Origin of the sequence: Knoellia pratensis (genome assembly GCF_042666395.1) — a bacterium.
GTDB lineage: Bacteria > Actinomycetota > Actinomycetes > Actinomycetales > Dermatophilaceae > Knoellia > Knoellia pratensis.
In genome coordinates, this window is record NZ_JBHTDJ010000004.1 from 1 (window position 1) to 23,146 (window position 23,146).

At 68.6% G+C, this 23,146-nt stretch carries 21 protein-coding genes and 1 riboswitch; of the genes, 15 read left to right on the forward strand and 6 right to left on the reverse strand.

The window, feature by feature from the left end; all coding sequences use genetic code 11:
• The first annotated feature begins 255 nt into the window (after window positions 1-255).
• The 8 genes from leuS (at window position 256) to ACFQRE_RS16155 (ending at window position 10,845) form a co-directional block, all read left to right on the forward strand.
• On the forward strand, window positions 256-3,165 hold the full coding sequence (leuS, locus tag ACFQRE_RS16120) for a leucine--tRNA ligase (RefSeq protein WP_380124338.1): 2,910 nt from the start codon (window positions 256-258) through the stop codon (window positions 3,163-3,165).
• 136 nt (window positions 3,166-3,301) lie between these two features.
• On the forward strand, window positions 3,302-3,772 hold the full coding sequence (locus ACFQRE_RS16125; RefSeq protein WP_380124341.1) for an anthrone oxygenase family protein: 471 nt from the start codon (window positions 3,302-3,304) through the stop codon (window positions 3,770-3,772).
• 78 nt (window positions 3,773-3,850) lie between these two features.
• Entirely contained in the window at window positions 3,851-4,204 is a 354-nt protein-coding gene (locus ACFQRE_RS16130; protein WP_380124343.1) for a hypothetical protein, read from the forward strand.
• 85 nt (window positions 4,205-4,289) lie between these two features.
• Window positions 4,290-4,404: riboswitch (SAM riboswitch) on the forward strand.
• 44 nt (window positions 4,405-4,448) lie between these two features.
• Window positions 4,449-5,882 carry an aminotransferase class V-fold PLP-dependent enzyme gene (locus ACFQRE_RS16135; RefSeq protein WP_380124346.1) on the forward strand — a complete coding sequence of 478 codons (1,434 nt, stop codon included), beginning with the start codon at window positions 4,449-4,451 and terminating at the stop codon, window positions 5,880-5,882.
• A 92-nt stretch (window positions 5,883-5,974) separates the two neighbouring features.
• The gene (locus ACFQRE_RS16140) at window positions 5,975-6,817 is read left to right on the forward strand and encodes a DegV family protein (protein ID WP_380124348.1); all 843 of its coding nucleotides are present in this window, start codon (window positions 5,975-5,977) and stop codon (window positions 6,815-6,817) included.
• Window positions 6,818-6,830: 13 nt separating this feature from the next.
• A complete protein-coding gene (locus ACFQRE_RS16145) occupies window positions 6,831-7,442 on the forward strand; it encodes a glycerol-3-phosphate acyltransferase (protein ID WP_380124351.1) in 612 nt (203 codons plus the stop codon).
• 92 nt (window positions 7,443-7,534) lie between these two features.
• Window positions 7,535-8,467, forward strand: a complete 933-nt coding sequence (locus tag ACFQRE_RS16150; RefSeq protein WP_380124354.1) for a ComEA family DNA-binding protein — start codon at window positions 7,535-7,537, stop codon at window positions 8,465-8,467.
• Window positions 8,464-10,845 (forward strand): ComEC/Rec2 family competence protein, encoded by a 2,382-nt coding sequence (locus ACFQRE_RS16155; protein WP_380124357.1) that lies wholly within the window; start codon window positions 8,464-8,466, stop codon window positions 10,843-10,845. The genes ACFQRE_RS16150 and ACFQRE_RS16155 overlap by 4 nt, the downstream gene beginning before the upstream one ends.
• Before the next feature lie 13 nt (window positions 10,846-10,858).
• Here the strand turns inward: ACFQRE_RS16155 and ACFQRE_RS16160 are convergent, their stop codons facing one another.
• Window positions 10,859-11,800 carry a LysR family transcriptional regulator gene (locus tag ACFQRE_RS16160; RefSeq protein WP_380124359.1) on the reverse strand — a complete coding sequence of 314 codons (942 nt, stop codon included), beginning with the start codon at window positions 11,798-11,800 and terminating at the stop codon, window positions 10,859-10,861.
• Window positions 11,801-11,914: 114 nt separating this feature from the next.
• Between ACFQRE_RS16160 and ACFQRE_RS16165 the strand changes: the two genes are divergently transcribed.
• The 3 genes from ACFQRE_RS16165 (at window position 11,915) to ACFQRE_RS16175 (ending at window position 13,814) form a co-directional block, all read left to right on the forward strand.
• Window positions 11,915-12,103 carry a hypothetical protein gene (locus tag ACFQRE_RS16165; RefSeq protein ID WP_380124362.1) on the forward strand — a complete coding sequence of 63 codons (189 nt, stop codon included), beginning with the start codon at window positions 11,915-11,917 and terminating at the stop codon, window positions 12,101-12,103.
• Window positions 12,104-12,249: 146 nt separating this feature from the next.
• Complete coding sequence (locus ACFQRE_RS16170) at window positions 12,250-12,843, forward strand: cysteine hydrolase family protein (RefSeq protein WP_380124365.1); 594 nt, start codon at window positions 12,250-12,252, stop codon at window positions 12,841-12,843.
• A gap of 71 nt (window positions 12,844-12,914) precedes the next feature.
• The gene (locus ACFQRE_RS16175; RefSeq protein ID WP_380124368.1) at window positions 12,915-13,814 is read left to right on the forward strand and encodes a Sir2 family NAD-dependent protein deacetylase; all 900 of its coding nucleotides are present in this window, start codon (window positions 12,915-12,917) and stop codon (window positions 13,812-13,814) included.
• Here the strand turns inward: ACFQRE_RS16175 and lexA are convergent.
• On the reverse strand, window positions 13,811-14,563 hold the full coding sequence (gene lexA, locus ACFQRE_RS16180) for a transcriptional repressor LexA (protein ID WP_380124371.1): 753 nt from the start codon (window positions 14,561-14,563) through the stop codon (window positions 13,811-13,813). The genes ACFQRE_RS16175 and lexA overlap by 4 nt on opposite strands.
• Window positions 14,564-14,759: 196 nt before the next feature.
• On the opposite strand from lexA, the gene ACFQRE_RS16185 reads away from it, so the two are divergent.
• Both ACFQRE_RS16185 and ACFQRE_RS16190 read left to right on the forward strand, forming a co-directional pair.
• The gene (locus ACFQRE_RS16185; protein WP_380124374.1) at window positions 14,760-15,185 is read left to right on the forward strand and encodes a LysM peptidoglycan-binding domain-containing protein; all 426 of its coding nucleotides are present in this window, start codon (window positions 14,760-14,762) and stop codon (window positions 15,183-15,185) included.
• Between the two features lie 171 nt (window positions 15,186-15,356).
• Entirely contained in the window at window positions 15,357-15,815 is a 459-nt protein-coding gene (locus ACFQRE_RS16190; RefSeq protein ID WP_380124376.1) for a VOC family protein, read from the forward strand.
• Window positions 15,816-15,819: 4 nt separating this feature from the next.
• On the opposite strand, the gene ACFQRE_RS16195 is transcribed toward ACFQRE_RS16190, so the two are convergent.
• On the reverse strand, window positions 15,820-16,518 hold the full coding sequence (locus ACFQRE_RS16195; RefSeq protein ID WP_380124379.1) for a hypothetical protein: 699 nt from the start codon (window positions 16,516-16,518) through the stop codon (window positions 15,820-15,822).
• Between the two features lie 126 nt (window positions 16,519-16,644).
• Between ACFQRE_RS16195 and ACFQRE_RS16200 the strand changes: the two genes are divergently transcribed.
• On the forward strand, window positions 16,645-17,241 hold the full coding sequence (locus ACFQRE_RS16200) for a GNAT family N-acetyltransferase (RefSeq protein WP_380124382.1): 597 nt from the start codon (window positions 16,645-16,647) through the stop codon (window positions 17,239-17,241).
• Here ACFQRE_RS16200 and ACFQRE_RS16205 read toward each other — a convergent pair.
• From ACFQRE_RS16205 to ACFQRE_RS16215, 3 genes are all read right to left on the reverse strand, one after another.
• Window positions 17,215-18,336, reverse strand: coding sequence for a winged helix DNA-binding domain-containing protein (locus tag ACFQRE_RS16205; protein ID WP_380124385.1), 1,122 nt, complete (start codon window positions 18,334-18,336; stop codon window positions 17,215-17,217). The genes ACFQRE_RS16200 and ACFQRE_RS16205 overlap by 27 nt on opposite strands.
• 150 nt (window positions 18,337-18,486) lie before the next feature.
• The gene (locus tag ACFQRE_RS16210; RefSeq protein WP_380124387.1) at window positions 18,487-20,631 is read right to left on the reverse strand and encodes a hypothetical protein; all 2,145 of its coding nucleotides are present in this window, start codon (window positions 20,629-20,631) and stop codon (window positions 18,487-18,489) included.
• 17 nt (window positions 20,632-20,648) lie between these two features.
• The gene (locus ACFQRE_RS16215; RefSeq protein ID WP_380124390.1) at window positions 20,649-21,257 is read right to left on the reverse strand and encodes a GNAT family N-acetyltransferase; all 609 of its coding nucleotides are present in this window, start codon (window positions 21,255-21,257) and stop codon (window positions 20,649-20,651) included.
• Between the two features lie 154 nt (window positions 21,258-21,411).
• Between ACFQRE_RS16215 and ACFQRE_RS16220 the strand changes: the two genes are divergently transcribed.
• A complete protein-coding gene (locus ACFQRE_RS16220; protein ID WP_380124392.1) occupies window positions 21,412-22,920 on the forward strand; it encodes a S8 family peptidase in 1,509 nt (502 codons plus the stop codon).
• Window positions 22,921-23,146 lie beyond the last annotated feature (226 nt).

Consider the following 23,146-nt stretch of genomic DNA (forward strand, 5'->3'; position numbering starts at 1 on the left):
GCCGATGGTACTGCACTGGTGACGGTGTGGGAGAGTAGGACGCAGCCGGACAAACATTCAGAAATGGCCCCCACCTTCGTGGGGGCCATTTCGCATTTGGGGCCATCTGGATCGCTGCGATAGTCTGTGCTCATGGCCGGGCTGCAGCAGCTTCTTCCGCAGCCGCGCTGACGCTCCACCCGGACGTCACCGCGGCAAACCCCTCCTGTGTGAGGGGCTTTTTTGTGGGCAGCCACCCGAGCAGGCAGGAATGACATGAGCGAGACGGCGCACCGCTACACGGCCGAACTGGCCGACCAGATCGAGTTGGCCTGGCAGGACCGTTGGGAGGCCAGCGGCACGTTCAACGCGCCCAACCCGGACGGTCCCTTCGCCGATCCCGCGGAGGTCGCGAAGCGCGAGGGCGGACACCTGCTCGTCCTCGACATGTTCCCCTACCCCAGTGGAGCCGGCCTTCACGTCGGTCACCCCTTGGGGTACATCGCGACGGACGTCTTCTCGCGCTATCACCGGATGCTCGGCAAGAACGTCCTGCACTGCCTGGGCTATGACGCCTTCGGGCTCCCCGCTGAGCAGTACGCCGTGCAGACCGGTCAACACCCGCGGGTCACCACTGAGGCCAACATCGTCATCATGGCCCGCCAGCTGCGCCGGCTCGGGCTCGGACTGGACCAGCGTCGTTCGATCCAGACGATGGACCCGGACTACTACCGCTGGACCCAGTGGATCTTCCTGCAGATCTTCAACTCCTGGTACGACCGCGACGCCGAGCGCCCCGATGGCAGTCGCGGCCGGGCTCGTCCCATCGCCGAACTCGTCGCCGAGTTCGAGGCCGGTACCCGGGAGTTGCCCGAGGGTCGGGCCTGGGCCGACCTCGAGCCGGCCGAGCGTGAAGGAGTGCTCAGTGAACACCGCCTGGCCTACGCCTCGGAGGCTCCCGTCAACTGGTGCCCGGGTCTGGGCACGGTGCTCTCCAACGAGGAGGTCACCAACGACGGCCGCTCCGAGCGTGGCAATTACCCCGTCTTCAAGCGCAACCTGCGCCAGTGGATGATGCGCATCACCGACTACTCCGACCGCCTGGCCGATGACCTCGACCGCGTGCAGTGGCCGGACAAGGTCAAGGCCATGCAGCGCAACTGGATCGGTCGCAGCCACGGCGCGCGCGTTGCGTTCCCGGTTGTCGGCGCCCCGGAGGGCAGCGAGCCGATCGAGGTCTTCACGACCCGACCCGACACCCTGTTCGGCGCGACCTTCATGGTCCTGGCGCCCGAGCACCCCCTCGTCGACACCCTTGTCGCGCAGGGGGAGTGGGCGCCGGGAACGAACCCGGCGTGGACCGGTGGCGAGGCGACTCCGGAAGGTGCGATTGCGGCATACCGGCGGGCGGCTTCTCGCAAGAGCGACGTCGAGCGTCAGATCGAAGGCAAGGACAAGACCGGTGTCTTCACCGGTGCCTACGCGGTCAACCCGGCGACCGGCGCCGAGCTGCCGATCTTCATCGCCGACTACGTCCTCATGGGTTATGGCACGGGCGCGATCATGGCCGTGCCCGGTCAGGACGAGCGTGACTGGCACTTCGCCGACGTCTTCGGCCTGCCCAGGATCCGCACCGTGCAGCCCACCGAGGGGCACCCCGACGACGAGGCGTTCACCGGTGAGGGTCCGGCGATCAACTCGGCCAACGACTCCATCGACCTCAACGGCAAGCCGATCGCGCAGGCGAAGGCCGCGATGATCGACTGGCTCGTCGAGCAGGGTCATGGCGAGACCACGGTCAGCTACAAGCTGCGCGACTGGCTCTTCAGCCGTCAGCGCTACTGGGGCGAGCCGTTCCCCATCGTCTTCGACGCCGACGGAACTGCCCATGGCGTGCCCGAGTCGATGCTGCCGGTTGAGCTGCCGGACGTCCCCGACTACAGCCCGCGCACCTTCGACCCCGAGGACGCGCAGAGCTCCCCGGAGCCGCCGCTGGGCCGTGTCGCCGAGTGGGTCAACGTCGAGCTGGACCTCGGCGACGGCCGTGGCGTGCAGCCCTATCGCCGCGAGACCAACACCATGCCCAACTGGGCGGGATCGTGCTGGTACTACCTGCGCTACCTCGATCCCGAGAACCGCGAGGAGCTCGTCTCGGCCGCGACCGAGGAGTACTGGATCGGCCCGCGCGACACCGCCGTTGACGGTGCGCCGGCCGGAACGCGCGACCCCGGTGGCGTCGACCTCTACATCGGTGGCGTCGAGCACGCCGTCCTGCACCTGCTCTACGCGCGCTTCTGGCACAAGGTCCTCTTCGACCTCGGGCATGTCTCGAGTGAGGAGCCGTTCCGGACCTACTTCGCGCAGGGCTACATCCAGGCTGCCGCCTTCCGCGACGACCGCGGCCAGCCGGTTGAGTCCACTGAGGTTCAGGAAGTCATCGGCGACGACGGTCACTCGGCCTTCACCTGGCAGGGCCAGCCCGTGACGCGTGAGTTCGGCAAGATCGGCAAGTCGCTCAAGAACATGGTGTCCCCGGACGACATGTATGCCGCGTATGGCGCCGACACCCTGAGGCTCTACGAGATGGGTCTCGGCCCCCTCGACCAGAGCAAGCCGTGGGACACGCGTGCCATCGTCGGGTCCCAGCGATTCCTGCAGCGTCTGTGGCGCAACGTCGTTGACGAGGAGACCGGTGAGGTGCGGGTCAGTGACGCGCCCATGGACGACGCGACGGCTCGGGTGCTGCACCGGACGATCGACGCGGTGAAGCGTGACTACGACGAGCTCGGGTTCAACACGGCGATCGCACGCCTCATCGAGCTCAACAACGCACTGACCAAGCTCGACGCCGTTCCCCGTGAGGCGGCGGACCAGATCGTGCTCATGGTGGCGCCACTCGCCCCGCACATCGCGGAGGAGCTGTGGTCGCGCCTGGGTCACGCCGAGTCGCTGACGCACGAGGACTTCCCCGTGGCGGACCCGGCCCTGCTCGTCAAGGACTCGGTCACCTGCGTCATCCAGATCAAGGGCAAGGTGCGTGACCGCATCGAGGTCGCGTCCGACATCAGTGAGGACGAGCTGCGCGAGTTGGCGCTCGGACTGCCCAAGGTGCTCGAGGCCACGGCCGGGGGAGTGCGCACCGTCATCGTCCGAGCCCCCAAGCTGGTCAACGTCGTCCCTCTCTGACTGGACTCTCCTGGCGCCTTCGTGCCCCAAACGGACACGAGCGCGGCGGCCTTCGCCGACGGATCGTGTCCGTTTGGGGCACGAAGACGGTCCTTGGTCTCGACCAACGGTGTGGATGCAGGGCATCGTTGGTGGCATGAGTCCTCAGGTGTGGATCCTCGCGGCAACGGCGCTGGCCGCAGCCGTGTTCGGCGGGGCAATGTTCGCGTTCTCGTCCTTCGTGATGCCAGCCCTGCGTGAGCTCGCGCCACGCGACGGCATCATCGCGATGCAGTCGATCAACCGGTGGGCTCCCAAGAGCCTGCTTTTGCTCCCCATGGGTGTCCTCGCCCTGGGTGGCGTCGCGGTGATCGCCATGGCGCTCTCGGGGCAGGGCGACGATCGAGCTTTGAAGATCGTTGGCGCGCTCCTCGGATTCGCGTCCCTCGTCATCACCGCTGCGGCCAACATCCCGATCAACAACAAGGTCGACGCGCTCACAGCTGGCCGGGAAGCGGAAGGCGAGTGGGCGGCATACGCCGCGGTGTGGTGCCGGTGGAATCACCTGCGCACCGTGACGAGCCTCGCCTCAGCCGTGCTCCTCGCCCTCGCCGCCGCGCGTACCTGACGCACTCGCCCTAGTCTCGGAGTGGGAAGTCACGAGGCCTTGGGGGAATGGAACGTGCGAGCAATCGTTGGAGTTGCGGTGGTGCTGTTGGCCCTGTCGGGTTGTAGCGAACCGGAGGACCAAGAACGACTCATTGTCGACGTCATATCGGATGTCTGCCTCGCTGGGGAATGCCACGGGTTTCCGGTCAGTGGCGTCGAGCTGACGCTCACTGTCGCCGAGAGGACGGTGGGTTCGTCTGTGACCGATGACGCGGGGAAGGCCAGCTTCGTGTTGCCGAAGGGGAGCGGTCAGGGGGAAGTTCGGATCGCACGGACACCCTGGCCCCGCTACCCGGCGGAGACCATCTCCGCGCCCGTCACGTACACCCATGGCGGGTACCTGTCCATCTCGCTGCGGTTGCCGATGTTGAAGGCCACGCCGGCCACCTGAGGCCAGGCGACGTGGCCTCCCCGATCTCACTCCGTGGACCGGGGGTCCCGAGGGGTGACGGGCTCGCGCTAGTGTGCTGATCCAAGGTCACGAGTACCAGTGTTCAGCCCCGGCTTGCTGGTCGGCAACCCTCCTCCGCGGTGGGGTGCTCCGGGTGACGACCTGGTCGGCTGCAGCAACGCAGTCGGCAAGCGCGGACTCGCGAGCACCTTCGAGAGTCCATCGACTCTCCAGGGAGCACCGGATGTCCATCGCCAGCTCGATTCCTCACACCTTCACTCGCGAACGCCGCCAGCCGTGGCTGCGCTCCGTCCCCGCGCCGAGCTCGCCCGTCGAGGCGCTGGCCCAGCCGTCAGCCCAGGCTCCCACCACGACCCCGGCCATCACGGTGCCGGCGGTCGTCGCGGCGCCCAGGGTTCCGACCTGCCACGGCACGTTCGTCGAGTACGCGAACCTCGACCACGGGGCGTCGACCCCGGCGTTGGCCAGCGTCGTTGCGGCCGTCGACAAGGCGACCCAGACGTACTCCAGCGTCCACCGCGGCCAGGGGTGGACGAGCCAGGTGTCGAGCCACTACTACGAGGCCGCGCGCGACGAGGTCGCCCGCTTCGTCGGGGCGCGTGAGAGCGACGAGGTCGTCTTCACTCGCAACACGACCGACTCGTTCAACCTCCTCGCCCGGTCCCTGCCGCGTCGCACGCAGGTCATCGTCTTCGCGAGCGAGCACCACGCGACGCTCCTGCCGTGGGAAGCCCGCAAGACGACTCGCCTGCCGGTGCCGCTGACCCACAAGGACGCCGAGGCCCTGCTCACCGAAGCCCTCAAGCGCGCCACCTCCTCGAGCACCCTGGTCGTCCTCAGCGGCGCCTCGAACGTCACGGGCGAGTACTGGCCGATCGAGCGCCTGGCCGCGATCGCCCGCAAGCGTGGAGCCCGCGTCGCGCTCGATGCGGCCCAGCTCGCTGGTCACCGTCGGATCGACCTCGACACCCTCGGCGTCGACTACGTCGCGTTCAGCGGCCACAAGATCTACGCGCCCTACGGCGCCGGCGTGCTCGTTGGTCGCGCCGACTGGCTCGACGCGGCTCCGCCCTACCTCGCCGGTGGTGGCGCCACCGCTGCCGTCGGCCCGCTCAGCACGACGTGGCAGACCGGTCCGGCTCGCCACGAGGGCGGCAGCCCCAACGTCCTCGGCGCGGTCGCCGTTGCTGCGGCCTGCGCCGCCATCCGCGAGAACCGCGGCGCCGTCGAGGAGCACGAGGCGCGTCTGGCCACCCGCCTCGTCGACGGACTGCGCGCCATCGACGGTGTCGAGACCTTCAGCATCTTCGGCGACGACGCGGACCGTGCGCCGGTCGTGGCGTTCACCGTCGAGGACGTCGAGTCCTCCCTCGTGTCGGCCGCCCTTTCCGCGGAGTACGGCATCGGCGTGCGCGACGGGAAGTTCTGCGCGCACCTCCTCGTGGATGCCCTCCTCGCGGACGAGGAGGCCCACGTCACCACCGCGGTGCGCGTGAGCGCCGGGTTGGCCACAACCACCGAGCACGTCGACCGGCTCCTCGCTGCAGTGGCAACCCTCGCGTCGCAGGGACCCGGCGTCGAGTACCACCAGGTCGAGGGCCGCGGCTGGGTCCCCGTGGACGACCAGCGGGAAACGCTCGTCGACCTGCCCTGGTGACCACGCGGCATACCTGCACATCGTCAGGAGTGTTCGGGACCAGTGCGCGAGTGCTGACCACAGCGACACCGTCTGAGCACTAGCCTCAGACCGTGGTCACCGCACTCGTCACCGACTCGACGGCATACCTGTCTGCTGACCTCATCGAGGCGCACGGCATCGGTGTCGTGCCCCTCCACGTCGTCGTCGGCGGGCAGGAGCGCCGTGAAGGCGTCGATGTCGCGGCCGGTGAGGTGGCCGACGCGCTGCGCAACTTCCGGCCCGTGTCGACCTCGCGCCCGGCGCCCCAAGCCTTCCTCGACCTCTATCGTGAGCTCGCGGACAAGGGCGCCGACTCGATCGTCTCGGTCCACATCTCCGCCGACCTGTCGAGCACGCTCGGCTCCGCGCAACTCGCGTCCCAGCACTCGCCGGTCCCCGTGACCGTCATCGACAGTCGGTCGATGGGCATGGCGATGGGTTATGCCGTCCTCGCCGGTGCCGCTCTCGCCGCCCGTGGGGCGACGGCCGAGGAAGTCGCTGACCACGTTCGTGCGCGCTGCAGCAACGCGACCGTCGTGTTCTATGTCGACACCCTCGAGCACCTCCGGCGCGGCGGTCGGATCGGCAAGGCGAACGCCCTCGTGGGATCAGCCCTGGCGATCAAGCCCATCCTCGGACTGCAGGACGGCGCGATCGTTCCGCTCGAGCGGGTGCGCACGTCGTCGCGCGCCATCGCCCGCCTCGAGGAGCTCGCTGTGGAGGCAGCCGGATCGCAGCGGGTCGACGTCGCCGTCCACCACCTTGACTCCGCCGAGCGCGCCGAGAAGCTCGCCGAACGACTGCAGACCCGCATCGAAGGGATCGAGGACTTCCAGCTCCTTGAACTCGGCGCCGTCGTGGGTGCGCACGTCGGGCCGGGCACTCTGGCCATCGCAGTCAGCCCGCGGATCTGACCCCGGTCTCGCCGTGAGCCTCTCGACCTCCGGCACGGTTCTCGTGGCGTTGGTCGTCGCGACGCTCTGCTACGCGATCGGCGGGATCAACCCGGCCACCATCATCGGTCGTGCCCGCGGGGTCGACGTGTCGCAGGTCGGTTCCGGCAACCCCGGTGCGACGAACCTCGGACGGACCGTCGGCAAGAAGTGGGGGATCGTCGTCGGGGTCCTCGACGTGCTCAAGGGGTTTGTGCCGACATTCGTCGTGCTGCGGACCATGGGCACGTGGGTGGCACTCGCTGCGGGCGTGGCGTGCGTGCTCGGCCACATCTACAGCCCCTATCTCGGCGGGCGTGGCGGCAAGGGAGTGGCGACGTCGCTCGGGGCGATGCTGGCGCTCGTGCCGTGGGTGGCGCTTGCCGCGCTCGTGGTGTTCGCGGTGTGCCTGCCGTTCGTCCGGCGGCTCGGCAACGCGTCAGTGCTCGCGTGCACGTTCTTGCTGGGGGCGGGTGTGTGGCTCGTGGTGCGGGCCGACACCACTGTTGACCGTGGCGTGGGGGTCTGGCTCGTGGTCGTCTCGCTCATCGTGCTCGCCCGGCACCATCGCAACATCGCGACCTGGATGGGGCGCCTGAGCGGCTGAGGTTGTCCACAAGGTCCCTGGTCGTCGGGTGGTCGTCCACAGATGGTTCGTCCGGGGTTGGGTGGGGCGCCCGTCGTTCCTAACGTCGGCGTATGCCGTTCCGCCGCGAACCCGACACCGTGTCACCGCGCGCCCTGGCCAGGGTGCGAGAGGGCGGTGGCCCGGGTGATCGGACCGATCGGGTCGATGGCGGGGAGGTCGAGGTTCGTGGGGACGTCGAGGAGGGTGGGCGGCACCGACCCCTCGAGGTGCCGCGCGGTCCGGTCTTCGAGCTGCCGCTGAGTCTGCGCGGTGCCCGGTGGGTGCCGAGCCGCTCTGCCGTGATTGCCGTGCTGGCAGTGATCGCCGTGGTGGTCGTCGTCTTCGGGGTGCGCATCTGGCTGGCGGGTGCCGGTGATGGTGCGGCCGTGGGGCCGCGAGCCACTGCTGGGTCGCAACCCACGGGAGTGAGCCGGGGGACGTCCACCCTGTCGCGGGCCTCACCTGGCGCGCCCTCGGCGACGGTGAACCCGTCCGCGGGTCAAGGTCCCGGGGTGGACACGGCCGGTCCCGTGGTCGTCCATGTCGTCGGGCAGGTCGCGAAGCCCGGCGTCTATCGCATGACGGCCGGGGAGCGGGTCGGCGACGCCGTGACCGCGGCGGGCGGCGCCACTCGTGCCGCCGACCTCACGGCGGTCAACCTTGCCCGGGTGCTCATCGACGGCGAGCAGATCGTCGTCCCCAAACCCGGCGAGGTCGTGGCGGCTCCCGGTGCGGCGGGGTCGGGCACGAGTGCGGGTTCGGGCGCTGGGAGTGGGGGTGCAGTCGCGGGCTCAGGGTCTGGTTCGACTGGTGGCACGGTCTCGCTGAACTCGGCCGACCTGTCTGCCCTCGACACCTTGCCCGGCGTGGGACCCGTTCTCGCCCAACGAATTCTCGACTGGCGCACCGAGCACGGACGGTTCACGAACGTCGAGGAACTCGGTGAGGTGAGCGGCATCGGGGAGAAGCTCCTTGCCCAGCTGACGCCCAAGGTCACGCTGTGACCGTTGATGAGTCGGCAGAGCTGCGCGCGCGCCGGGATGAGTGGACCCGTGAAGTGGTGCGCTTCAGCGACATCCGGCTGCTCGTGCCGGCGCTCGCGGCGTGGGCCCTGCTCGCGTCCACCCTGACCTGGTCAACGGGGCCACGATGGGTGGTCACGGGCGGGCTGGTCACGGCCCTCGTGGCCGCACAGGTCCTGCGACGGCGTGCCCGCCGACTGCTGCTCGTCGTCGGTGTGTGCCTGCTCGTGCAGGTCGCGGGCAATGGGCAGCACGCCCTGCGTGGCATCGGGGACCTCGACGACCTCACCACCGCCCGGGCTGTCGTCACGCTCGACGCGACCGTGACCTCGGACCCCGTGGAGCTCGCGGCGCGAGGGAGTGGAGAGCCCGTCGTCATGGCCAAGGCCACAGCGCACCGGGTCGATGGGCGCGGACGGAGCACGCCGGCATACGCCCCGATTTCGTTGCGCGGAGACGAGTCCTTGCTGCGGGTGAAGTGGCACGACGAGGTGCGGCTGCGTGGGCGGTTGGCGCCGCCCTTGCCGGGCTACCCGGAACTGGCCGTGCTCCGAGTCTCGAACCAGCAGGTCACCGAGCCTGCGGGCGCGATCGCTCGTGTCGCCGAGCATCTGCGGTCCGGGCTTCGCAGGGCGGTGGACCCCACCCCTGCCGATGCGCGCGGGCTCCTGCCCGGACTCGTCATCGGTGACACGAGTCGGACTCCGCCAGATCTCACAGAGGCCATGCAAGCGACAGGGATGACTCACCTGACGGCCGTCAGCGGTTCGAACATCGCGGTCGTGGGTGGGATGGTGCTCGGGCTGTGCGTCCTCGTCGGGGTACCTCGGCGCTGGCGGCCCTACGTCGTTGCCCTCGCGATCCTCGGGTTCGTCGTGTTGGCGCGTCCCGAGCCGAGCGTGGTGCGGGCGGCCGCCATGGGACTGATCGGCCTCATCGGGATGAGTCGCTCGCGCCGAGCTGCCGGTCTTCCGGTGTTGTCCGGTGCGGTCGTCGTCGTGCTCGTCGTCGACCCGTGGATGTCCCGATCATTCGGGTTCGCCCTGTCGGCGCTGGCCACGCTTGGTCTGCTCCTCTTCACCCGGCCGTGGGGCGACGCGATCGCACAGCGGCTGCCACCGAGGTTGGCGTTCATGGGGCCAGCGATCGCCATTCCCATTGCGGCACAGGCGATGTGCGCTCCGCTCATCGTCCTGCTGCAGGGCTCGGTCAGCATCGTCGGTGTCGTCGCCAACCTCGTCGCGGCACCACTGGTGGCGCCGGCCACGATCGCCGGCGTGGTGGCTGCGCTGGTGTCGGTCGTCGCCGATGGTCCTGCCCAGCTCGTGGGGTGGCTCGGCGCCGTGCCCACGTTGGGCATCGCGCGGACTGCGCGCGTCATGGCCGACGTCCCGGGCGGGACACTGCCGTGGCCCGATGGGGCGCCGGGTGCGCTCCTGCTTGCGGGACTCACCGTCCTGCTGTTGCTCATGGGGCGGTGGCTTGGGCGCTACGCCGTGGTCAAGCCTCTCGTCTCCCTGCTCATCGTGGCCGTGACGGCGGCCATGACGATCCCGACGCGGGTCGTGACCTGGCCACCGGACGGCTGGCGCATCGCCTTCTGCGACGTGGGCCAGGGTGATGCGGCGGTCGTGCGGACCGGACCTGGGCGGGCGCTCGTCGTCGATGCCGGGCCTGAGCCGGCGGCGGTGGACGGGTGTCTCGACTCCCTGGGTGTCGAGGTCGTCGACGCCGTGGTGCTGACGCATTTCCACGCCGACCACGTCGAGGGTCTCCCGGGGGTCCTCGGCGGACGCGAGGTCGGTCAGGTGCTCGTGTCACCGATCGCGGAGCCGGGCTACCAGGTCGCTGAGGTGACGCGCTGGACGGGAGCACGCGGCATACCCGTCTCTGCGGTGGCGGCAGGCGACCGGCTCGCCTTCGGCGAGGTGACCGCGGAGGTCTGGGCGCCCGTGCGGCGCATCGCGGCGGGGTCGGTGCCCAACAACGCGAGCATCGTGCTCGCCGTCCGTGTGGGGGAGGTGGATGCGCTGCTCCTGGGAGACGTCGAGCGGGAGGCAGCGCACGATCTCGTGTTGAGGATGCGACGGGATCCCCAGATGGCCTCTGCTGCAACGGAATTCGACGTGGTCAAGACGCCGCATCACGGAAGCGCGAACCTGGACCCTGCGTTGATGGCCGCGGTGCGGGCACCCGTCGCGGTGATCAGCGTGGGCAAGGACAACGACTACGGGCATCCGACGGCCGCGCACCTGGCGATGCTCAGGAGCAACGGGTATGCCGCCTATCGCACCGACCAGCGTGGGCACGTCGCCGTCGTCGAGCGTGACGGTCGACTGGAGGTTGTCACGGCGAAGTGAATGGCGCGGTCGATCAGTGGGCCAAGGCCTTCTTGCGGGTCTTGGCGCTCGACGCCTTGGCGCTCTCGACGAGGGCGTCGAGGGTGGCCTTGACCGCCGGCACGCGCTGGAGGTCCGGCGTGGTCACGGCCACGATGTGACGGCGCGAGGCCGGCGTCATCGGGAGCGCGGCGACGTCCTCGTGGTGGACGGTCTTGAGGATGAGGTCGGGGATGACCGCGACACCCAGGCCCTCGGCGATGAGACCCATGACCGCGACGTAGTCCTCGGTCTCGTAGGCAATGTTGGGGACGTAGCCGGCCGTGCTCGCGAGCTGGAGGAGGTGGCCGCGACAGCGCGGACAGCCAGCGATCCAGGTCTCGTCCTTGAGGGCGGCCATGTCGACGTTCTTGGCGTGGGCGAGCTCGTGGGTGCGGGGGACTGCGAGCAGCACCTCGTCGTCGAGGAGGGGAGTGGTGACGAAGGCGTCGAGGTCCTCTTCGCCGCGACCGAGGTCGGTGCCCTCGTAGACGAAGGCCACTGCAAGGTCGCACTCGCCGGCGCGCAGGGCCGCAAGGGACTCGCGTGGTTCGGCTTCGCTGAACGTGATCGTGACACCGGGGTGGTCGGCCTTGACCTTGGCCAGCGCCTTGGGGACGAGGGTCGCGGACGCGCTGGGGAAGGCCATGAGCCGGACGCGGCCGGAGCGCAGTCCGGCGATGGCCGCGACTTCTTCCTCGGCGGCGTCAAGAGCAGAGAGGACAGGGCCCGCGTGGCGGGCGAGCACGGCGCCGGCCTCGGTGAGCCGCACGCTGCGACCGATGCGCTCGACGAGCGTCGTGCCCGTGCGTGTCTCGAGGCGGCGAACCATCTGCGAGATGGCGGGCTGGGAGTAGCCGAGCGAGAGCGCCGCCGCGGTGAAGCTGCCTTCATCGGCGATGGCGCGCATGACCCGGAGTCCGGCTGCATCAATCATGGATGCATTCTATAACGCTCAGTTATCAAAGTTCCAGTCCTCTGCACAGGGTGTGATGCAGGGTCCTGTGGTGGTGCGGCGTATCTGTGGGGAGAGCGCCGCCTCCTTCCGTACATGAAGACCACGATCCGCCGGCGGACAGCCCGCCGCAGCCACCACCCGGACGTCAGCTGTGACGCCCTCGGGCGCTGGCACTGGAAGTGCCAGTGTGGCGCCGGGGCCCACGCGGGAGGGTCGGCCACGGACTGGCGCTGGATGGTCACGGGGGCCCTCGTCCACCAGAACGCCTGCCCCGGCGAGTGACCGCCCCGGCCTCTCCCTTGCGTCTGCGTGAAGGGTCGCTGGAGCCGCCACATCCGCAGACGCAACGTGGGAAGTGGCGGAAAGTTTGCGGATGATGTCGTGGGAGCCACTAGGCCGACGGGTTGCCCTCGGTGTGAGGTGGTGACATGACCTCCGAGACTGCTCCGTTGCCCGCCATCGCCGACAACGCCGCCCTGGTGTTGATCGACATCCAGAACGGATTCGACGACGCGGCGTGGGGGCGCCCCGGTCCAGATGCCGCGGCGGCGCAGGAGCGGATGCGCGAACTCGCGCACAAGTGGGGCGAGTCGGGTCGACCCCTGGTCGTCGTACGCCACGACAGCACGAGCTCCGCCTCACCGCTGCGCCCGGGGCAGCCCGGCAACGACGTGGTCGCGTGGGTGGCAGAGCTCAAGGCCGACGTCCTCGTGACCAAGAGCGTCAACTCGGCCTTCATCGGTGAGCCGGACCTCGACGGCTGGCTGCGTGGACGCGGCATCAGCCAGATCGTCGTCATCGGGATCCAGACGAACATGTGCGTGGAGACGACGTCGCGAATGGGCGGGAACCTCGGCTACGACGTCATCGTGCCGATCGACGCGACGAGCACCTTCGACCTGGCGGGGCCGGACGGCGCAGTGATGTCGGCCGAGGACCTGGCCCGGGCCACGGCGACGAACCTGCACGGTGGAGGTTTCGCAACCGTCACTTCTGCGAGGGCGATCCTGGCGTCCGCCTGATGAGCGTGTCACTCGGCGTCGCGCCGCCCTGACCCCTCGGGGGCGGTCTCGTGCCGACTTACGATGGTGCGGTGAGTTCTGCGGTCAGGTCCAACATGAGCACCAACGTCAGCGTCGCCGACGTGGCTGCCCTGTTGCGCGACTGCGATCCAGCGCTCGTCCTCACCGGTGCCGGCATCTCCACCGAGAGTGGCATCCCGGACTACCGCGGCCCGGACGGCAATCGTCGGGTCACGCCAATGTCGCACCAGGAGTTCATTGCGACGAGTGCTGCGAGACAGCGCTATTGGGCTCGCAGCTTCATCGGCTGGCAGCGCTTCAGTGCGGCCGAACCCAACGCCGGACACCGCGCCGTCACCGGGCTCCAGCGCGCCGGGGCATTCGGCACGGTCATCACCCAGAACGTCGACGGACTCCATCAGGACGCCGGCACGCGTGACGTCATCGAGCTCCACGGGAGCCTCGCCGAGGTCGAATGCCTCACCTGCGGGGAGCGCGTGGACCGCGACCTCGTCCAGGCGTTCATGGACGACGCCAACCCCGGATTCGCCTCTCTCGCAATGGGACTCGTCGGCGACGGTTCTCAGGTGAGCAGTCAGATCCGGCCCGACGGCGACATCGTCCTGGCCGACTCGGCCGTCCAGACCTTTGTCGCTCCACGCTGTCTCGTATGCCGTGCCGACACCGTCAAACCCGACGTCGTCTTCTTCGGTGGTTCCGTTCCCAAGGCGCGGGTCGAGCAGTGTTTCGCCCTCACCGACGCGGCGCCCGCGCTCGTCGTGCTGGGGTCGTCGCTCAAGGTGATGAGCGGCTACCGGTTCGTACGACGGGCGGCCGCACACGGCATACCCGTCGTGGTCGTCACGAAGGGCCCCACACGCGGCGACGCCGAGACAACGCATCGGATCGATGCGTCGCTCGGCGTCACGTTGTCCGCGTTGGCGGACGAACTCGCTGTGAGTGTGGACTAGATCCGGCGGAGGACCGCGGTGACCTTGCCCAGGATGGTGGCGTGGTCGCCGTCGATCGGGTCGAAGGCGGGGTTGTGCGGCATGAGCCAGACCTTGCCGTCCTTGCGCTTGAACGTCTTGACTGTCGCCTCGTTGTCGAGCATCGCGGCCACGATGTCGCCGTTGTCGGCGTTGGGCTGCTGACGCACGACGACCCAGTCACCGTCGCAGATGGCGGCGTCGATCATCGAGTCACCCACGACCTTGAGCAGGAAGAGCGAGCCCTCGCCGACGATCTGCTTGGGCAGCGGGAAGACCTCGTCCACCATCTCCTCAGCCATGATCGGCACACCGGCGGCGATCCGTCCGAGGACGGGCACGTAGCTCGCCTCGGGACGCGCGTCACCCGAACCGGTCGGATCCATCTCGGCGTCGATGTCGTCGGGCGAGGCGCCACCGCGATAGCCGCGGATGTCGCTCGGCGTGTCGGGCGAGATGACCTCGAGCGCGCGCGGCCGGTTGGGGTCGCGGCGCAGGTAGCCCTTCTTCTCGAGCGCATTGAGCTGGTGCGACACCGAGCTGGGGGAGGTGAGGCCAACTGCCTGGCCGATCTCGCGCATGCTCGGCGGGTAGCCGCGCCGATCCACGGAGTTGCGGATGACGTCGAGAACCTTGCGCTGACGCACCGTGAGCGTGCCGTCACCGGGGTCGCGGTCGGGCAGCTGCTGCACAACACTGTCGTCGGCGTCGTGGCGGCGCTTGTCGCTCATGGGTTCGTCTCCTCGCGGGGCGTTGTCAGTGGTGCCTGATTGGCTTCCTGACATGAGCACAGACTACGGAGTTCGAGTACATGTTTCAAACATCTGTTCGACGCGTGTCTTGAAGTCCTCGAACATCCGTGCTAGAAATCGTACAAGCGTTCGTTCGAACACCGTTTCGATCGTGACATCGACCCAGGAGGACACCATGAGTGCAGTTGCAGTTCTGGACAGCGCTGCATTGCTGGACGGCACCACCAATGGGTATGCCGCACCCCGGCCCGTTCCGCGTCGTGCCCCGCAGCCGCGGCTCGTGTCCGTTCCCACGGGCGAGTCGGTGCGCGAGGTGGCGCAGCCCGCGCTGCGTCTGACCCGGGCCGGACGACTCGTTCTCACCAGTGCCGTCGTGCTCGTCGCTCTCCTTGTGGCGTTCGTCGCTCTCACCGGTGGGGCTGCCGCGTCGGCGCCCGCCGAGACGGTGACCGTCCAGCAGGGACAGACCCTCTCCGAGATTGCCGCCGAGAACTTGACCGGCGTGTCCATCGCGACTGGTGTGTCGATGCTCCAGGACGCCAACGACCTTGCCAGCGCGCAGGTCCAGGTCGGCCAGGCCATCGTCATCCCGCAGGGCTGATCGCACAGACACACACCACGAACTCCGAGCCGCTTCGACCCCGGCTCGGTCCTGAGTCCTTGGATGAGCTTCGACCCCTCTCCGACTCAGCAGGGAGAGCGCCCCGCCACTGTTGGTGCGGGGCGCTCTTTGCTGCGCAATAAGTCGGGGCAGTTTGCGCTTGGACCTCTCATGACGAACGAGAAGATTCAGAAGGTCAAGCAACTGCGGATCGTTGTCGAGGCGCAGGACTATGACGAGGCGGTCCGGTTCTATCGCGACGTGCTGGGCATGGACGAGATTGCGGCGTTCTCCGAGGGCGGCGACGACCGTGTCGCGATCCTCGAGGCCGGGCGGGCGACGTTCGAGATTGCGAGCCCCGCGCACAAGGTCGCGATTGACGCGGTCGAGGCCGGCGGAACCCCGAGCCCGAAGATCCGGATCGCCTTCGAGGTTGACGACGCGGAGTCGGCGACGCGTGAGGCCGAGGACGTCGGTGCGACCGTCGTGGCTGAGCCGGTCCTCACGCCGTGGATGTCGCTCAACTCGCGGCTCGAGGCGCCAGCCGGCCTGACGATCACCTTCTTCCAGGAGACCGTGGACTCGCACGAGCGTGCCGAGCGTGAAGGGTTCGGCACCAACGAGGTCTGACTCGTCAGCGGATCCAGACGGTGAGCGGGCCGATGGTGTCGAAGCGAGCGGCACGCGCCGCCGCGACACCATCGCCCGACTCCCACCCGACAAGGTGGTGACCCGGTGCCACGAGTGCCGCTGCAGCGGCGGCTCCGACCCACGCGCGCGCATCGTCCCCGTCTGCCGCGAAGACGTTGGTGATGCCTGCGACCTGGCCCGTCACGTTGACGATGCACCCGGCGGTCACGTGCTCACCCTCTGTTGCGGCCAGGACCTTCACCCCCTCTTCTGCGAGCAGCGAGGGACCGAGAATGACTGCGTCCTGCGGGGCTGACGCCCAGGCCCGACTCCACCCCTCCATCTGCGCTGCCGATCGAACTTCGCGCCAGGTCCCACCGTCGCCGCCAGTGCGTGCGGCGGCATCGTCGGCGTCGAGCCAGAGCCATTCACCCGCGATGAGCGGGGCGAAGTCGGCCCTGGTCAGGTCCAGGCTCGCCCAACTGTCCTTGATCGAGGCTCCGGCAGCGGCGTCGATGCGCTGCAGGATGTCGAGCTCGCTGGTCGACTCCGTGAGGGTGACGGCGTCCGGGTAGAGCGGAGGAGTGCGTACCGGGCTCGACCACACCGCAGAGCCGAACGTTCCCGAGATCCCGTGCGAGCGGCATACGCCATCGCACCAGAGCGCATTGTTGCGGGCGGCGAGCTCGATGCGGTCGGTCACCACCCGATCATGGTCACGGGACAACGGCGTGTCGCGTGATTTTCGGGGGAATGGGTGAGAAATGCACGGGAGGGGTGGGGGGAAAGGCGTTGGCGGTCAGGGCTTCTCGCCTGTTAGGCATGGCGCATGACTTCTCCCGAGATCGCCTGGCCGCGCACGACTGAGCGCCTGACCCTGCGGCCGGTGACCGATGGCGACATCGACCAGATGCTGACCTACCGCAATGATCCCGAGGTCCGACGCTGGCTCATTCGGGCCACCGTCGATCCCGCGACCTTCCGGCAGAAGTGGCTCGCGTCGGTCGAGGATCCAGACGACCACTCGTGCATCGCCCTCGTGGGGGACCAGCACATCGGCAGCGGAATGTTGGAAGTCCTCGATGGCATGGGCCAGGACGACGCGCCGGAGTCCATCAAGGTCGAGGGAATGCTCGGCTACATCCTCGACCCGGCGCACGCGGGCCACGGTTATGCCACGGAGCTGGCCCACAACCTGCTCTCCTTGGCCTTCGACAACCTGGGCCTGCGTCGGGTGACGGCCGGTTGCTACGCCGACAACATCGCCTCGCGGCGGGTTCTCGAGAAGGTCGGCATGCGACTGGAGCAGTACGGCGTGCAGGACTCGTGGCAGGCCGAACTCGGCTGGATCGACGGCTGCACCTATGCGCTCCTCAAGGAGGAGTGGGACGCCGCGGTCTCAGGCGAAGACGAGGCGCAGCGGTAGCTCGTGGAAGGCCGCGAGGAACTCAGCCGCCTCGGCAATGCCGTCCCGTTCGGCTGGATTCAGGTCGACCTCGGGCCGGATCGTCACCGTGGCCTGCTTGGCCTCGGCCTTGCGCTTGAACGTACCGATGTCATGTCCGTCCACGACGACGATGCCGCCACCGGCCTCCGAGACCAGGCGCGTCCGGTCGGCCTCGCGGCTGCGTCGTGTGAACCCGATCGTCGGATAGGTCAGCGCCGCTTCGTCGAACGTCGACAGCAGGTATGCCGTGTGGTCGCGTGTCGTGCGCGCCGTCACCGAGGGGTCGAACCAGAGCGTCTCGCCCTGGCACTCGACCGACTCCATCGGGTGTGAGGACTGCAGGGATGGCGAAGTCGTGAGTTCGGCTGTGGCAGAACGGATCTCGGTGAGCGTCAGGCCGCTCCAACGCTGAAGGTCACGCTCTGATGCGGGGCCGTGTCCGGCATGGAAGCGGTGGGTGAGCTCGACCGCCGACCGCTCGCGTGACCACGAATCCGACTCTGCCGCCGGGATCACCTCATCGACCAGGACGTAGGTGTGTTCGGTCCCGCGGGGTGGCCCGGAGCAGATCACTGACCGCACCTCGCCGACGATGAGCTGGTGTGCCATGGGCTCGCCCGGCCCTGGGAGGCCAGCCTCGGCAAACGCTGGCCCGATCTCCTTGCGCGTCATGGCTTTGCCGCCCGCCAGCAGTTCGCGCAGCAACTCGGGTCCGCGTTCCTTCATCTCCGGGGTGATGCCGAGCTGGCGGTGTCGCGCAGGCATGGAGCCTTCGACCTTGGAGCCGGTGAGCGCCTGGATCCAGCGCAGGTCCTCGGGTGCGACGTGGTGCCAGGTGGGTCGCAGGATGTGGGTGCGCACCCAACCGCCGGCCGACTGCTCGGCCAGCACACCGGCATACGCCGTGGTGCGTGTTCGCATCGCGAGGGAGTGCGCCGCGAGGGGTGCGTCCTGGGATTGGACGCAGGTGAGCAGGCGCACGGCGTCCGCGGCCCGGGGGAGGGCGGCGGAGGAGAGGCGTTGGGTGGCGAGGCGTCGGCGGATGACCCACTCGCGGGTGACGATTCGCGTCATGGGCACATCCTGCCTCGAGAGGATGTCCCCATGGAGCAGAGCACCGAGGTCGACATCCAGGCAACGCCCGAGCGGGTATGCGAGGTCATGACCGACGTCGAGCGTTGGTCGGAGTGGACCGACACCTCGCGGCACAGTGTCGAGGCCCAGTCAGGCGGTGTGACCCGGGCGAGGTTGTCCGTCGACCAGGCGGGGCCACTCGGTGTCGTCATGGGGCGGCTCTTCTTCAAGGGCCTCACCGACCGCTACCTCGCCAACGAGGCCGCCGGGCTGAAGGCCCGGAGCGAGGGTTCCCGCCAGGGCCGCCTCGTGGGCCCGCGCCTGTGCGTGGGCGTGAGCCAGCGCGTGGGCGTCGGCCTGCGCCTTCGCCCGAGAGCGCGCCCGACGCCGCCCCAGTCCGCGCAACCCGAAGAAGAGTGCCGCCAGCAGGGCAGGGATGCCGAAGAGCAGGCCGGCGCCCACCGCCGTTGACATGCCCGCCGCGGAGTCGGCTCTCTCGAGTGCCTTGCCGGCCGCCGCGGTGTCGCCCTTGACGAGCGCCGACTGCGCGCGCTCGAGGTCGGCTCCGGGCCGGAGCACGAGGCCACCCAGAACGGCCAGGGGGTTGGCGTCATCCACGTCGGAGCGCAGCTCGCCATACGTCGCGGCCCGGGCACTGAAGGCACGCAGCTGTGCCGCCACTGCGTCGTAGCTGGTCTTGTCACCCGCCTGCTCGTATGCCGCCCGCACACCCTTGGTGTCCAGACCGGCCTTCGTGGCTGCGGACTGGGCCGTGCCCGCCTGGGTGGACAGGGCGGAGGTCTGGACGAGCCCGGCCTTGGCCACGGCGAAGTTCCAGTTGGCCATGGCCTGGCGCACTCCGCGCGGGAGAGCCCAGTCGCCGTCGAGCTTGTCGTTCGTGGCGTACGTCTTGCGGGTGGCATCGCGTGCGGTGAACTCGGTGGCGGACTTGGGGCCCGTGACCCATGCCGTCATGATCGAGCGGGTCTGCTTGTTGCCGCCGGTGACCTCGAACAGGTCGTAGGCCTGCTGCCAGCTCGTGCCCTGGGCGGCGAGGGTGCCATCGCCGGGGGCGTCGTAGATGGTGCGCTTGGTCGTGAGTGCGCGAAAGAGCTGGGGCTTTGCTGCCGGGGTGCTGCCCGCGACGAGAGCGTGGACGGCGTTCCAGGAAGCGGGGTAGGCGTAGTCCTCGGCGGTGGTCGCGGAGTCGGACTCGTCGGTCCACTCGGCGAGCGGGAAGGCCCCCTTCTGGGTGGGCCTGACCGTGTCGCGGTCATCGTCCTTGCCCTTGGTCGCGGCCATGACCTGTGTTGCCAGCTCCTGCGCCAGTCCTTCGGTGAGCCAGCGCTGGTCGAGATTGTCGTAGTTGGACCAGGCGTGCGCCAGCTCATGGGCGAGCAGTGCCGGGTCGAGGGCTTCGGAGATGTTGATGCTGCCGAGCTTGTAGGTGCCGTCCCAGCCGTAGACCTGGCGGCTGAAGTCCTCGGAGATGCTCGTCGTGGGCGTCGGCCACTTCTGCCCGGTGAGCTTCTCGAGCTCTTGCAACGTCGGCGGAAGGTTCTTGGTGATGTGCGCGACCCAGGCCGTGTCGCCGGGGAAGGCCGCCAGGTTGAACGTGCGGTTGCCGACCTTGACCTCTTTCTTGAGGGTCTGGGACGAGTCACGCAGCGACAGGAGGGACCAGAGGCCGTCGGAGCCGCCACCGCTCAGGGTGGAGATCCGGTTGTCGCCCTTGGTGGTCTCGGAGTACGGCTCCGAGAGGTCGACGGTCATGGCCCTGGGCGCCACGATGTCGATGGCGGCCTCGCCATCCTCACCGGGCGAGAAGACGTCGATCGCAGCGAACCCCGTGCCCACCCGACCCGGACTCAGGGACCGCGGGGGAGCGCCAGGAATGGTGTAGGTCACCGTGAACGTGCGGGTCTGGCCGTACTGCAACCGCTTGGGAAAGGAGACGTCGGCGTACTTCTGGCCCTCGACGGTCGTCAACTTCACCGAGATGGGCGACCCGTTGGAGGTTGCCCTGAGGTTGGTTCCACCGTTGGGCAGCCACAGCGGGTAGCCGGTCCAGAAGAAGTACTTCGTGGCCGTCGACGGACTCTGATTCGTGACGGTCATGGTCTGGGTGACGGTGATGGGTTTGCCGTCGCCCGGCACGGTGTAGGTCGCCTTGCCCTTCTCGGCGAGTCCTCCTTCGGCATTCGCAACGCTCGCCGTGGCGACCAGCCCCACGGCTGCAACGGCGATGGTGGTGAGTGCGGTCGCGGCCGCACGGATCGATGGCCCCCAAGTCATGCGAAAAGTATGACTTCTCAGACCGACAGCGTCCGACGCATGGTCAAGCGCGGCAACTGGCTCGCTGTCGCCGAGGTGGTGCCGACGACCTCGAAGCCGGACCGCTGGAACATCGCCCTGGTCCCGACGAACGCCATCGTGAGATCCATGCGTCCCGGGGGATCGACAGGATGCGCCTCGACGGCCGGGGCTCCGTTCGCTGCCGCGTAGTCCACGGCCCCGTCGATGAGGTGCTGTGTCACACCGCGTCTGCGAAAGCCGCTGCGGACGACGACGCACACGATGCTCCACACCGGCACGTCATCGGTGGGCAGCATGAGCTTGGAGCGGTTGAGGCGGGTGATCTCCGAACGGGGACCGATGTTGCACCAGCCGGCCGGTTCGCCGTCGAGATAGGTGACGACGCCTGGTGGGTACTCGCGCTCACACAGGGACCGCATCGCCTGCTCGCGCTGATCCTTGCCCTTGCCGCCAAGCTCGGTGATCTCAGCGGCGGCGAGTCGGTGGGACACGCACCAGCAGTGGGTCTGTCGTCGGTTCTTGTTGATGACGTCGGCGAAGTCCTCGAACCGGTCGGGCGTGACCGGATGCGTCTCCCATGTGTGCTCGCTGGTCGTTGCGGTCATGAGTGCATCCTGACGCGTACGACCGACACTGTCCTGCGCCCTCGCGGGAGTGGGCACTGGTGAACCTCCGATCGGACCGGGCAAGATGGTGCCGCCCCCTCGATGAAGGGGCCCGTTCGTGTCACGGACGGCTGACCCTCACAACGGAGTGAGCATGACTCGTTTCAACCAGCGTCGGCGGACGACCTTCGCCGTCGCAGTGACGGCGGCAGCTGCTGTCGCCCTGCTCGGCGGTGTCCCCACCGTGGCATCCGCTTCCATCACCGAAGCCTCGACCCCCGTGCCGATTGCCACGCCGGACGGTATGACCATGAGCTACATCCTCAACACGAAGGTCGCGAACCCGGGCCAGACCCGTCTGGTCGAGAAGGCCGTGGCCATGGCTGGCGGCGTCGTCGTCCAGAGCTGGCCCCAGATTGGCGTGGTCGTGGCCCACTCCCAGAGGTCAGCCTTCCGGGCAGACGTCCGGGCATTTGGTGGCAAGGCACTCGAGTCGGTCGGCGCGAGCCGCACCGCCGAGGTCCTCGAGGGCACCCCGGCGGACGCACAGGCCCCGTGGGGCCCCGGTGCGAGCGGCTACAAGCAGGGCGCCAAGAAGTCCACGAACGGCGACGTCGAGGCTCCCACCACTCCGGCCGCGACCACCGACGCCCGTGAGGGCGAGCAGTGGGACATGCAGATGATCAAGGCCGACCAGGCCCACAAGATCACCGACGGTTCCCGCAATGTGCTCGTCGGAGTCCTCGACAGCGGGATCGACCCCGACCACCCGGACCTCCAGGCCAACATCGACGTGGCCGACTCGGTGAACTGCACTGACGCCGGGCGCCCGGACACCTCCGCGACGGGTTGGTACCCCACCACCAGTGACCACGGCACCCACGTCGCGGGCACCATCGCTGCTCCTCGCAACGGAGTGGGCATCGTTGGAGTGGCGCCGAACGTGCGGATGGCCGCAGTCAAGGTCGTCAGCGACCAGGGCTTCATCTACCCGGAGTACGCCGTGTGTGGCTTCATCTGGGCCGGTGAGAAGCACATGGACGTCACCAACAACAGCTACTACATCGACCCGTTCGAGTTCTGGTGCAGCGACCAGCCCGACCAGGCCGCAGCCAAGGAAGCCGTGAGCCGCGCTGTTGCCTGGTCGACCAAGCAGGGTGTGGTGCACGCCGCCGCCGCAGGCAACTCGGCGTACGACCTGTCCGACAAGTCGAAGTTCAAGGACCCGGGCAGCCCGAACGACACCACGCCGGTCCTGCGCACCATCAACAACGACTGCCAGGACATCCCGGCCGAACTGCCCGGTGTCGCCACCGTGTCGTCGGCCACCCGAACGGGCGCGCTGTCGAACTTCTCCAACCGCGGTTTGGGCGTCATCGACGTCTCCGCCCCCGGCAGCTCGATCCTCTCGACGATCGTGCGCAACAACGGGTACGGCACCAAGAGCGGCACCTCGATGGCCTCCCCGCACGTCGCGGGCGTCCTCGCGCTCATGAAGTCCGCCCACCCGGAACTCACGCCCGAGCAGATGGTGGCCAAGTTGCGTGCGGACGCCACTGACAAGGCCTGCTCTACCGCGAGTGGTCCGGCCTGCGTGGGGACCACGCAGGACAACAGCTACTTCGGCGAGGGCATGGTCGACGCCCTCAAGGCCGTCAGCTGACGCACCAGCTCGTCGAGAAGCACTGAGGTATCCCTGACTGCCGGGGGTGGGCACACCGCTCACCCCCGGCAGTTGTGCGTTGCGTGGTGCTGGACCTCGTCGGAGTTCCAGTGGGAACAATTCTCTTGCGTCTGCAGTTGTGTAATCATGTAAGCACTGCAAGACGCAGAGCTCCACCACAGGAAGGGAGACCCCCATGAGGTCCCACCACACACACTTCAGTCCA

What these genes read in the sequence shown, in the direction of transcription:
- leuS (WP_380124338.1), top strand. Translation starts at nt 256, where the DNA reads ATGAGCGAGACGGCGCACCGCTACACGGCCGAACTGGCCGACCAGATC.
- ACFQRE_RS16125 (WP_380124341.1), top strand. Translation starts at nt 3,302, where the DNA reads ATGAGTCCTCAGGTGTGGATCCTCGCGGCAACGGCGCTGGCCGCAGCC.
- ACFQRE_RS16135 (WP_380124346.1), top strand. Translation starts at nt 4,449, where the DNA reads ATGTCCATCGCCAGCTCGATTCCTCACACCTTCACTCGCGAACGCCGC.
- ACFQRE_RS16150 (WP_380124354.1), top strand. Translation starts at nt 7,535, where the DNA reads ATGCCGTTCCGCCGCGAACCCGACACCGTGTCACCGCGCGCCCTGGCC.
- ACFQRE_RS16160 (WP_380124359.1), bottom strand. Translation starts at nt 11,800, where the DNA reads ATGATTGATGCAGCCGGACTCCGGGTCATGCGCGCCATCGCCGATGAA.
- ACFQRE_RS16165 (WP_380124362.1), top strand. Translation starts at nt 11,915, where the DNA reads ATGAAGACCACGATCCGCCGGCGGACAGCCCGCCGCAGCCACCACCCG.
- ACFQRE_RS16170 (WP_380124365.1), top strand. Translation starts at nt 12,250, where the DNA reads ATGACCTCCGAGACTGCTCCGTTGCCCGCCATCGCCGACAACGCCGCC.
- lexA (WP_380124371.1), bottom strand. Translation starts at nt 14,563, where the DNA reads ATGAGCGACAAGCGCCGCCACGACGCCGACGACAGTGTTGTGCAGCAG.
- ACFQRE_RS16185 (WP_380124374.1), top strand. Translation starts at nt 14,760, where the DNA reads ATGAGTGCAGTTGCAGTTCTGGACAGCGCTGCATTGCTGGACGGCACC.
- ACFQRE_RS16190 (WP_380124376.1), top strand. Translation starts at nt 15,357, where the DNA reads ATGACGAACGAGAAGATTCAGAAGGTCAAGCAACTGCGGATCGTTGTC.
- ACFQRE_RS16200 (WP_380124382.1), top strand. Translation starts at nt 16,645, where the DNA reads ATGACTTCTCCCGAGATCGCCTGGCCGCGCACGACTGAGCGCCTGACC.
- ACFQRE_RS16205 (WP_380124385.1), bottom strand. Translation starts at nt 18,336, where the DNA reads ATGACGCGAATCGTCACCCGCGAGTGGGTCATCCGCCGACGCCTCGCC.
- ACFQRE_RS16210 (WP_380124387.1), bottom strand. Translation starts at nt 20,631, where the DNA reads ATGACTTGGGGGCCATCGATCCGTGCGGCCGCGACCGCACTCACCACC.
- ACFQRE_RS16215 (WP_380124390.1), bottom strand. Translation starts at nt 21,257, where the DNA reads ATGACCGCAACGACCAGCGAGCACACATGGGAGACGCATCCGGTCACG.
- ACFQRE_RS16220 (WP_380124392.1), top strand. Translation starts at nt 21,412, where the DNA reads ATGACTCGTTTCAACCAGCGTCGGCGGACGACCTTCGCCGTCGCAGTG.